Genomic DNA, 10,564 nt, shown 5'->3' with positions numbered 1-10,564 from the left:
GCTGATAGAAACAGAAGCCACTGGAGCACCTCAAAAACACCATCATACACTAAATCAGTAAGTTGGCAGCATCACCGACTTTGCGTTCCTCCGCCAGCGCCATACCGATAAAGAATGGCGCCATCAATGACATAATACCCAGCGTACCGTTATAGACGTTCCCACCGATGCCTTTTAAACTATTTAGCGTTTCAATAGTTGAAGCATCAAGTCGAATGCCCATGGAATAAAAAAACGACCCCTCCCCAAAGCTCAGGAAAACGTTATTGATTAATACAAACATTGCCCCTGCGAGGGTTAACGGCATTAAACGAATAAAACCGTTTTTGATTGCATTAACGTGTGGCTGCTTTCCAATTTTTACAGCAAAAGGAAGGAGTACCTTTTCAAGTGAAGCAATAGCGTTACTCATAGAAAAATACCCTTAAATACCGCAATTAACAATTGCGGTGAATGTTAATGAAATAACTCTTTGACGGGAAATTTAAAATAAATAATTAATTTGCTGCGGCTTTTTTAATTGCTGCAACTGCAGCCTTAAGCACGCCTAAACCATCGACTTTGCCATACAACAGCGAGTCAATCACTTCTACAGGTTTGTTGGGTAACAAACGCTGAATTTCGGGCAACATATAAGCAATCTGTGGACCTAATAACACAACATCGGCTACCGGGCCTTTTTCTCCGGCCAGCGTTTCAGGAAACGCTTCAATGATGACCGGCACTTCGTATTTTTCAGCCTGAGCACGCATCTTCGAGACTAACAAAGAAGTCGACATGCCCGCAGAACAAAACAGATAAATGTGTTTCTTTTCCATTAAAACGATCCTCATGTGCGATTATCTGTGTACCAGACACTCCGCAAGCCATAACCTGCATCCATGCTCTGGGTAACTTGCGTCAGCTAAATTACTTTTTTAGGTGGCTGAAATGAGTATACGGGATTGCACCCGCGGATGGTATTTCATTGACCAACTAAATTGTCTCTCCTTGACCTGTGGTTATGACACCCCTCACACTTCGGGCAAATAATTCGCGACAATAAATAAGATCGCGTGACACAAAAAAACCGGCACAGTGGCCGGTTCTGCAGAGCGCTCAGGCAATAAACAGATGCAACTACTTCGCAGACTGCGGGTCGGTGTCATACTCCGCACAGGTCTGGTAGCCGGAATTAATCACGTGCCCAGTATCATCCAATGCAACAAAATAGGTCTCTGCTTTACCATCTCGTTGACCCAGGATGTAGGTCTGACATGTACCACGCGCATGGATCATGCTGACTTCAGATGACGGTTTGCCGGCAATCTGCGCCACTTGCGCCCGGCTCATCCCTTTCTTCACATCTTTCACCACGGGCTGCACAAATTGGTCTTTGGTACGATCGTAAGCCGTACACCCTGCCAGCATAGTCAATACCGCCGCTGCGCTCAGAATTCCTGTTAGATTCTTGTTCATATTCCGTCCTCTTGTTTTTCAGCGTGTTATATAAGCCTGGAGCACAACAACGCATTTTTCAAGCTGTCAGTGGATACTCGGGTCATTTCAGAAAATTCTATCAAAACAAAATGATGTTATATCCGGCTGCATCCCTTGTCGTTTGGGCGTCAACGCGTTAGCTTTAACACATCGTTATTTTTGATCATTTCATTTTTTGGAGGGGGTTAAATGACTCTGCAGCAAGAGATAATCCGGGCACTTGGCGCCAAACCACACATTAATGCAGAAGAGGAAATTCGCCGCAGCGTGGATTTTCTGAAATCGTACCTCAAAACCTACCCTTTCCTTAAATCACTGGTGTTAGGGATTAGCGGTGGGCAGGACTCCACCCTGGCCGGAAAGTTATGCCAAATGGCGATTTCCGAGTTACGTGAAGAAACGGGTAACGATGCTTTGCAGTTTATTGCCGTGCGCCTGCCTTATGGTGTGCAGGCCGATGAACAGGACTGTCAGGACGCGATCGCGTTCATACAACCTGACCGTGTACTCACCGTCAACATCAAAGGCGCGGTATTGGCCAGCGAGCAGGCATTGCGGGAAGCAGGTATTGAACTGAGCGATTTTGTGCGCGGCAACGAAAAAGCCCGCGAGCGTATGAAGGCACAATACAGTATCGCCGGAATGACCAGCGGTGTTGTCGTGGGTACCGATCACGCCGCAGAAGCCATTACCGGATTCTTTACTAAGTATGGCGATGGCGGTACGGACATTAACCCAATATTCCGCCTCAACAAGCGTCAGGGTAAGCAGCTTCTTGCGGCATTAGGTTGCCCTGAGCATTTATACAACAAAGCGCCAACCGCCGACCTCGAAGACGATCGTCCCTCTCTGCCCGATGAAGCCGCATTAGGCGTTACCTACGACAACATTGACGATTATCTGGAAGGAAAAACGTTGGATGCCGACGTTGCGAAGAAAATTGAAGGCTGGTACGTGAAGACAGAACACAAACGCCGCCCACCGATTACGGTGTTTGACGACTTCTGGAAAAAATCGTAATTCGCTGATTTACCCGTGCCGGATAACCACAAAAGGGTTTATCCGGCCCAAACGACGTCATTGCACCGAATCAGGCGAAAAACCAGGCTTCCAGTTAATCTCACTAAACAGCAATTTCCCCTCGCGCTCCAACAGTCGCAACGTATGCTTACCGTCATGCCAGCACGCCCCCTGGTCAGCCGTCAGCAACTTATCCCCCAGTTGCCAGGCTCCGCTAATCACAAATACCACGCCGCCACGCGAACCAAAGGTCGTAAACGTCCGGTCAGCCACACGAACTTTCGCCTGGCAAACATCCCGACGAGTCATGATATTAAAATCCATCGACATCTGCCCTTCCGTCAGCTTCGCTTTTACCACGCGGTCGCCGGCGAAAGTAAAAGGCTGATGCTGTTTTAGCGTATGCGGTAGCGTGTTAGCGCCTTCCAGCGTGACTTCTCCCCCTTCGAGCAGCGTAATAACGCGCTCAACGCCGGGGAAGAGTGAAAATTCGCCGTTCGCAGCAATGGAGGCAATACTCGCCCGCCAGTGAAAGTCGCGCGTTGCTGGCGGAAAACAGCATATTTCACGCGTTTCTCCCGCACCATTACGCCAGAGATTAACCGGCATTTTGCGGATATCAAAGTACTCCATCATCCCTCCAGAAAGGCACTGTGCGCCGACATGCCGTCATCAGGCAGCCAAATCATCATTGTTATCATTCACCCTGCTCGTTGTTATCGGCAGCAGAGTTGATTTGCCTTAGCGATGACCATGGCGTTTTGCAAAAAAGTTTAACGCGCTGATCCAGGTAGCATTTTCGCGGGCTTCAGGAGCATAACGTGTCCGAAGCGCTGTGCAAGAGGTAGGAAAGAAAAAACCGCCGATCCTGCCCACATCGTTAAACGTGTTGTGGACAAGGCCGGCGGTCTTGAGTTTTTTTTCACGCTGTCCGGGGCAATCTGCTCCGACACAGCGTGAATGATTGAGTATAGACGCCTACCGATTATTCGGCAGCCTGTGGCATTTTACCTTTCTGCGCTGCACGTTCTGTCAGACGCTTCTCAAAATTGGCATTAAACTGTTTTTTCTGTTCCGGGGTCAGAATGTTATAAATTTTGTTCTGCGTTTCCATATGCGCCAGCATGTTAGCTTTGCGCTGCTCTTCCATCTTCGCAATCTGCGCTTCAGCTTTCGCTTTATCGAAGCTATCGCTGGCGATGATATCGTGCATTGCACGGCGTTCTTCCAGCGGAGGACGTTTCATCTGATCGCGCTGACCTTTCATGATGTCGCGGATCTGCTGTTTCTGTGCATCGGTCAGGTTTAGGTCTTTAAACATCATGTCATGATGCGGGGCAAACTTACCGTTGTGGTGCATCATCGGTTTGGCATCTGCCGGAGCGGCTGTGGTAGCGTCAGCGGCATGAGCCAGATTTGCAGCGCCCAGCGCCAGGGTAGAGGCAACAAACAGAGCAGTCAATTTACGCATAATTTCTATCCTTCCTTTCAGTTATTCTTACGACATTCATGCGATGCTTATGCAATGTGATGTCGTGTTGACGGGATTAACTTTACCGGCTAAAGCGTCAATTAATCAGAGCAACGGTAAAACAATGAAAGTGTAAAAAACAAACTTTCATCAATTATGAAGAAAAAAAGAATAAATTGCGGAGAGTTGAAATAAAAAATTACAACAGGATGATTTTGAAAGGATTATGAAGAACTATACCTGAACTCTGGTTATTAAGAAAGCAACTTACCAGGAATAATCCGTAATAAATATAAACAGCACGCAAAAATAAGCCCTCAGAGATTAACCCAAGGGCGGATATATCTTTTACACCCTTTCCAGCATTAGTCCCGCGCGTAAACCACAGGCTACATTTGGATTAGGAAAGAGAACATATTCAACGCTATGGGTGACGATAAAACGTTCATCGCCATCCTGAGCCAGCACGGTTCCCTCTTTAAACGCGGTAAAGTTCAGCGTCTGGTTGTCCATGTAGAGAATGAAATCGTCGCTGCGCCGTGTAATTTGCGCCACCACGCGATAGCGTAGCGGCGGCGTCTCAGCTGCCGCTACGGGGCTGCCTGTCAACAACATTGCCAGCGCCTGCGCAGTGTGAGCAAACTGTGACAGGTTGTTTTGCCCAAACGGCAGCGCCTTGCCCAGCTCCAGCGTGCAGGCCAGCGCGCCAAAATGCTCCCCACTAAAATGGGTAAACGTTCCGCCTGGCGCCTGGTGGAAAACCAGAGCCTCAAGCCCCGCATCCCCCAGCCAGTGAAGAAACGCCTCATCCCATGCCACATCACGCTGCGGTAGCACGCCAAAACGCAAATGATGTGACCCGCGAATAGCCGTGTGGAGATCGAGATGCCAGCGAACAGGTGCCTTTGCCCGCGCGTAAAAATCTTCCAGACACCGTTCAAGCTCGCGGGCACGCCGTGTTTCACCGCTCTCATCGAAGAGCTGCCAGCGACCGCCAAACATACGATTCAGATCGCTATGACAATAGCGTTTGCCCGCAGCTAACGCCTGCGGATTGCCCAGGACCACCAATAGCCGCCATGTCAGCGGCAGCGTGCCGCTAAACAACCCGGACAGCAAGGTGTCCAGTATTTCTACTGGTGCGGTTTCATTACCATGAATGCCCGCAGACAAAACCAGCGAACGCTCAACCGGAACAACCGGCGTCAGCTCCAGCATGCCATGCCCAATCCATTGCCAGTCAAAACCGTGAACTGTCCCCCGGGGGGTATCTGGCGAGTCCCCCGCAAGCGTCAGCGCAAGGAAATTATCCATGACGTGTACGCTCCTGTTGGAAGGGATACACCGAACCGAGTTTGAGTAATTGTGTCAACGTATCCAACGCTTCACGCCCTTCGCGCAGCAACTGCGGGTCAGCAAGATCGGCTGCGGTAAGGCGATCGCGATAGTAATGATCAACCCAGTTATTCAGCGTGTTAAACAGCACATCATTCATGAGAACCGCCGGGTTCACCGCCTGTTGCTCCTGTGGGGTTAACACGACCCGCAGGCGCAGACACGCCGGTCCACCACCGTTGGACATGCTTTCGCGCAGATCGAATACCCGTAGATCGTCAATCGGGTTGTCATCTTCAAGCAGACGGTTTAAATAATGCCATACCCCTGCATGCTCCCGGCATTCCTGCGGCAGGACCAACATCATTGAACCGTCATCACGACTGAGTAGCTGGCTGTTAAACAGATACGTTGCCACGGCATCCTGCACTGACACTTCCGCCAGGGGAACTTCCAGCGCCGTAAATCCCGCCACCTGGCTACGCAACTGCTGTAACAACGCCTGCTGGTTGGCAAACGCCAATTCATGACAAAACAGCACCTGACGATTTGATACCGCAATAACATCGTTATGAAACACACCAAGATCGATAACATCCGGGTTTTGCTGAGCAAAGATAATCTGCTTAGGGTTCACCTGATTCAGGCGCGCAACAGCTTCGCTGGCCTCACGCGATTGCCTCGCCGGATAACGCTTCGGCTGCGCGCCGTTGCCCTCTTGCCGACCATAGACAAACACCTGCACGCCGGGATCACCATAATCACCGCCGAGGCGGTTATGGTTAGCCGCACCTTCATCACCCAGTAATGCAACCTGTGGCAATGCGCTATGGACCGAAAAGTGGCTCTCATCGCGGAAGATTGCGCTTAGCAACGCTTCCGTGGTCGGAGCCTCCAGCGAACGGTGAAACTTGTTATTCAGGTTGGCGACGGTCAGATGCACTTTCCCGTCCAGCGAATCTGCCGAAGGACAGACCGTTGCCGCATTCGCCACCCACATCGGCGAAGCGGAACTGGCACTGGAGAGCCACTGAGGTGCCTGCCGGGCCACCTTTTCCAGCACCTGTTCGTCACTGCCGCTAAACCCCAGTTGGCGCAGCACGGGAATATAGGGACGCTCGTGAGGCGGGATCACCGCCTGCGGGAATCCGGCATCGGCCAACGCCTTCATCTTCAACAGGCCCTGTTTCGCTGCCAGACGGGGATTCGACACCTGGAAACGGTGCCGGGTTGAGGCCTCATTACCAAATGACAGCCCCGCATAATGGTGAGTTAGTCCCACCAGACCGTCGAAATTTACTTCACGCGCTTTCATGGCTTATCCTCGCGTGAAAAATCGAGTCCTGGGCTAAGCGCTGTCGGCAGCGTCAGGGTCGGAGATTCCAGGCTCGCCATCGGCCAGGCGCAATAATCTGCGGCATACCACGCACTGGCGCGATGGTTGCCTGAAGCACCAATCCCACCGAACGGCGCGGTGCTTGCCGCCCCGGTTAGCGGCTTATTCCAGTTGACGATGCCCGCACGAGCTTCCAGTAGCAATTGGTCAAACTGATTGCGATCCGGAGAAACCAGCCCGCACGACAAACCAAAGCGGGTATTGTTGGCCATGCGAATCGCATCATCAAAGCTGTCATAACGCCAGACACCGAGCAGCGGGCCGAAGACCTCTTCATCCGCGACATTCGCCACGCCGGTCAGTTCAATAATGCCGGGGGTCAACAGTGAAGTTCCCGCTTGTACCTGGCGCGGTGCCAACAGGGTTCGCCCTCCCTGCGCTGCAAGGCGTTGCCAGGCGTCACAAACATGTTGCGCGGCCTGTTCAGAAATAAGCCCGCCAATAAACGGCTGCGGTTGTGCATCCCAGTTGCCCGGCATTAAACGCTGGCTGACGTCCACCAGCCGCGCCAGAAATGCATCGCCCTGCGCCCCTTTTTTAACCAGCAGACGACGGGCACAGGTACACCGTTGCCCGGCCGTAACAAACGCTGACTGAATAGTCAGATGTACCGCCGCATCAATATCTTCGGGGTTCTCGATAATCAGCGGGTTGTTCCCACCCATCTCCAGCGCGAGGATCTTTTCCGGCTGGCCAGATAGCTGACGATGCAGCTGATAACCCGTATTGGCGCTACCGGTAAACAACAGACCATCAAGGTCCTCCAGCGCACTCAGTGCCTGTCCTGTTTCACGCCCGCCCTGTACCAGGTTCAATACGCCCGGCGGTAATCCCGCCTGTTCCCACAGTTTGATCACCGCCTCACCGGTCCACGGCGTCAGCTCGCTGGGCTTGAAAATCAGCGTATTGCCAGCCAACAGCGCCGGAACGATATGACCATTAGGTAAATGACCGGGGAAGTTATACGGGCCAAACACGGCCAGCACACCGTGTGGGCGATGACGTAACGTCGCTGCGCCATCTGGCAGCGCGTTATGCTGTTCACCGGTACGGGTGTGGTACGCCTTCACGGAGATGGCAATTTTATTGATCATCGCCGTCAGTTCGGTTGCAGCTTCCCAACGCGGCTTGCCGGTTTCCCGTGCAATGATCGCCGTCAGTTCTGCTTTATTACTCTCCAGCAGCGTCGCGAATTTCTCGACAATGTCCTGCCGGGCGGCAAAAGTCTGTTTCGCCCAGCCCGGAAAGGCGGTCCGCGCCGCCTGGCATGCCAGTGCTACCTGAGTCGCATCGGCATCATTGCCTTGCCACAGCACGTCCCCACTCACCGGGTTCGTTTTCACCCGTCGTGCGCCCAGCCCAGTCACCCAGTCACCGTTTATCCATAATGTCATGCTGCTTTCTCCTCTGCACAAAGACGCACAAAACGTACATGGTCACCCGCGTGGCATTTCAGGGCGTCCAGTTGCGCTGCCGTCAGCACCAGTCGTTGGGTATTCGGGTCGGCACGCACTAGCATGACGCGGAAGTTTTGGTAATTTTCATTAGCCACCAGGCAGGCAGGATATTCGCCCGGTGCAGGTTGACCTTCAGCCACTTCCACCAGTCGACTTTTGCGGATAGCGCGTACCCGGTCGATATCGCATTCCAGCGTCGGCCCACCGTCGAAAATATCGATATAGTTGCGGTAGCGAAATCCTTCTTTCTCCAGCACCGCACGGGCTGGCGCCGTTTGCGGATGCACTTCGCCAATCACACTTTGCGCTTCTTCCGACAGGAAGTGGGTGTATATAGGATGTTTAGGCATCAGCTCTGCAATAAACGCTTTTTGTCCGGTGCCACAGAGAAAATCTGCGCGGCTGAATTCCATCGAGAAAAAACGCTTGCCAAGGCTTTGCCAGAATGGCGAATAGCCGTGTTCATCAATGACACCCCGCATTTCTGCAACGACTTTTTCGTTAAAACGGTCACGAAACGCCGCCATAAACATAAAGCGCGACTTCGACAGCAAATAGCCGTTACCTTCTTTACGCCAGTCCGGATCGAGAAACAGGGTGCAAAGCTCGCTGCTTCCGGTGTGATCGTTACTGAGAAACAGCGTCGGCAATGCGTTATAGACATTCAACTCTTTCGAAGCATGAACCAGCGTGCCAACACGGTAGTTGTACCAGGGATCGTTAAGCCCTACCGCCACTTCAATCGCACAAATCCCCGCCACGGTTCCGGTGGTACTGTCTTCCAGTACAAAAACGTAGCCCTGCTCGCTTTTAGGCAACTCGCCTTGCCAGGTTTTCAACGAACGATCAATACGCGCCGCCAGCGTGGCTTCATTTGCGGGCAATGACGTCAACCCACCGCCGGTCTTACTGGCTAGCTGCATTAACGCGGCGATATCCGCGTGTTCAATGGGACGGATCACCATCATGATGAACCTCCTGCTTTAATGCGTTCGCATGCCAACGCAAAGCGGTCGAGCCCGGTTGCCACCTCTTCCTGGCTGACGTTTAGCGCTGGCGCAAAACGCACCACGTTAGCGCCAGCAATCAGTACCATCACGCCTGCATTGGCCGCTTCTTGCGAGATCTGTTTCGCTTTTCCGGCAAATTCCGCATTCAGTACACAGCCGATCAGCAGCCCAAGACCACGGATTTCACTAAACAATCCAAAACGTTCGTTAATGGCGTTAATACGCTCCACAAACCAGTCATGACGCTGTTTCACACCATTGAGGACTTCCGGCGTGTTAACAATTTCCAGCAGCTTACACGCCACGGCAGTAGCTAATGGGTTTCCGCCGTAAGTTGTGCCGTGAGTGCCCACGGTCATCACGCTGCTGCAACGTTCGGTGGTCAATAACGCGCCGATAGGGAACCCACCGCCAAGCGCTTTGGCCGTCGTCAGCAGGTCTGGCGTCACACCGTAGTGCATATAGGCATACAGTTCGCCGGTACGCCCAACGCCGGTCTGTACCTCATCAAAGATCAGCAGCGCATTATGACGATCGCATAATTCACGCAGCCCTTGTAAAAATGCGGTGGTTGCCGGCACGACGCCGCCTTCCCCCTGCACTGGCTCCACAATAACCGCGCAGGTGGTGTCATCAATCAATTGGCTGGCGGAGTCGAGATCGTTATACGCCGCGTGACGGATATCCGGCGGCAGTGGTGCGAAATCCTGTGAATAGGCTGGCTGCCCCCCGGCACTGACGGTAAACAGCGTGCGACCGTGGAAGGCGTTTTTAAATGCCACAATGCCGCTTTTTTGGCTGCCAAACCGATCGTGGGCAAATTTACGCGCCAGTTTTAGTGCAGCTTCGTTAGCCTCCGCGCCGGAGTTGCAGAAGAAAACCCGCTCAGCAAACGTCGCGTCGATAAGTGTCTTCGCCAGACGCAATACCGGTTCGTTGGTGTAACCGTTGCCGGTATGCCAGAATTTGCTGGCCTGGTCATTTAATGCCTCACGCAATGCCGGATGTGCATGCCCCAGTGCGTTAACCGCAATGCCTCCCGCGAAATCGATATACTCTTTACCCTGTTGATCCCACAGACGTGAACCTTCACCGCGCACCGGAATAAAAGGCGCTGGGGCATAGACAGGCATCATCCATTCATCAAAATTTTCACGCGTAACTGACAGAGACATAGCGACCTCAACGGTAAATAAAAGGTTATTTATATGTTAATAAATATAGTATTTGCGGTGTAAATGTAGATTGCAGGGTTCGTGCCAGCCAGCGGAAAAAGTGCATAAACGGGGTCAGAGAACGGAATATCAACAAGTTACAGCACAGCGATATTCACCATATGTGCATATAAAGTGAATATGTTTGCGCATCAGCGGACTAAATAGAGGAAAAACCGCAA

At 52.2% G+C, this 10,564-nt stretch carries 10 protein-coding genes and 1 pseudogene; 1 reads left to right on the top strand and 10 read right to left on the bottom strand.

What is annotated here, in order from left to right:
* Positions 1-55 precede the first annotated feature (55 nt).
* The 3 genes and pseudogenes from RYZ59_RS16930 to osmE all read right to left on the bottom strand — a co-directional run.
* Positions 56-412, bottom strand: a pseudogene (locus RYZ59_RS16930) (PTS N,N'-diacetylchitobiose transporter subunit IIC); the annotation flags it as partial.
* A gap of 85 nt (positions 413-497) precedes the next feature.
* The gene (gene chbB / locus RYZ59_RS16925) at positions 498-818 is read right to left on the bottom strand and encodes a PTS N,N'-diacetylchitobiose transporter subunit IIB (protein ID WP_003832547.1); all 321 of its coding nucleotides are present in this window, start codon (positions 816-818) and stop codon (positions 498-500) included.
* A 301-nt stretch (positions 819-1,119) separates the two neighbouring features.
* Positions 1,120-1,458: an osmotically-inducible lipoprotein OsmE gene (osmE, locus tag RYZ59_RS16920; RefSeq protein WP_202038822.1), complete on the bottom strand. Its 339-nt coding sequence runs from the start codon at positions 1,456-1,458 to the stop codon at positions 1,120-1,122.
* 210 nt (positions 1,459-1,668) lie between these two features.
* Between osmE and nadE the strand changes: the two genes are divergently transcribed.
* The gene (gene nadE / locus RYZ59_RS16915) at positions 1,669-2,499 is read left to right on the top strand and encodes an ammonia-dependent NAD(+) synthetase (protein WP_318049376.1); all 831 of its coding nucleotides are present in this window, start codon (positions 1,669-1,671) and stop codon (positions 2,497-2,499) included.
* A gap of 57 nt (positions 2,500-2,556) precedes the next feature.
* Here nadE and ves read toward each other — a convergent pair whose 3' ends face one another.
* The 7 genes from ves to RYZ59_RS16880 all read right to left on the bottom strand — a co-directional run bounded on the left by ves (position 2,557) and on the right by RYZ59_RS16880 (position 10,343).
* Positions 2,557-3,132 carry an environmental stress-induced protein Ves gene (ves, locus tag RYZ59_RS16910; RefSeq protein WP_048211887.1) on the bottom strand — a complete coding sequence of 192 codons (576 nt, stop codon included), beginning with the start codon at positions 3,130-3,132 and terminating at the stop codon, positions 2,557-2,559.
* Between the two features lie 352 nt (positions 3,133-3,484).
* Entirely contained in the window at positions 3,485-3,970 is a 486-nt protein-coding gene (gene spy / locus RYZ59_RS16905) for an ATP-independent periplasmic protein-refolding chaperone Spy (RefSeq protein ID WP_048211888.1), read from the bottom strand.
* 348 nt (positions 3,971-4,318) lie between these two features.
* The gene (gene astE, locus RYZ59_RS16900) at positions 4,319-5,284 is read right to left on the bottom strand and encodes a succinylglutamate desuccinylase (protein ID WP_318049380.1); all 966 of its coding nucleotides are present in this window, start codon (positions 5,282-5,284) and stop codon (positions 4,319-4,321) included.
* On the bottom strand, positions 5,277-6,620 hold the full coding sequence (gene astB / locus RYZ59_RS16895; protein ID WP_318049384.1) for an N-succinylarginine dihydrolase: 1,344 nt from the start codon (positions 6,618-6,620) through the stop codon (positions 5,277-5,279). Before astB ends, astE begins: the two co-directional genes overlap by 8 nt.
* Positions 6,617-8,095, bottom strand: coding sequence for a succinylglutamate-semialdehyde dehydrogenase (gene astD / locus RYZ59_RS16890; RefSeq protein ID WP_318049386.1), 1,479 nt, complete (start codon positions 8,093-8,095; stop codon positions 6,617-6,619). Before astD ends, astB begins: the two co-directional genes overlap by 4 nt.
* Positions 8,092-9,126: an arginine N-succinyltransferase gene (astA, locus tag RYZ59_RS16885; protein WP_202038827.1), complete on the bottom strand. Its 1,035-nt coding sequence runs from the start codon at positions 9,124-9,126 to the stop codon at positions 8,092-8,094. Before astA ends, astD begins: the two co-directional genes overlap by 4 nt.
* Positions 9,123-10,343 carry an aspartate aminotransferase family protein gene (locus tag RYZ59_RS16880; protein ID WP_318049388.1) on the bottom strand — a complete coding sequence of 407 codons (1,221 nt, stop codon included), beginning with the start codon at positions 10,341-10,343 and terminating at the stop codon, positions 9,123-9,125. Before RYZ59_RS16880 ends, astA begins: the two co-directional genes overlap by 4 nt.
* Positions 10,344-10,564 lie beyond the last annotated feature (221 nt).

It is taken from the genome of Citrobacter sp. HN-141, from assembly GCF_033341895.1.
Classification (GTDB): domain Bacteria; phylum Pseudomonadota; class Gammaproteobacteria; order Enterobacterales; family Enterobacteriaceae; genus Citrobacter.
Note: the sequence above shows the minus strand (reverse complement) of the source record. Positions and strands in the feature narration are given on the sequence as shown.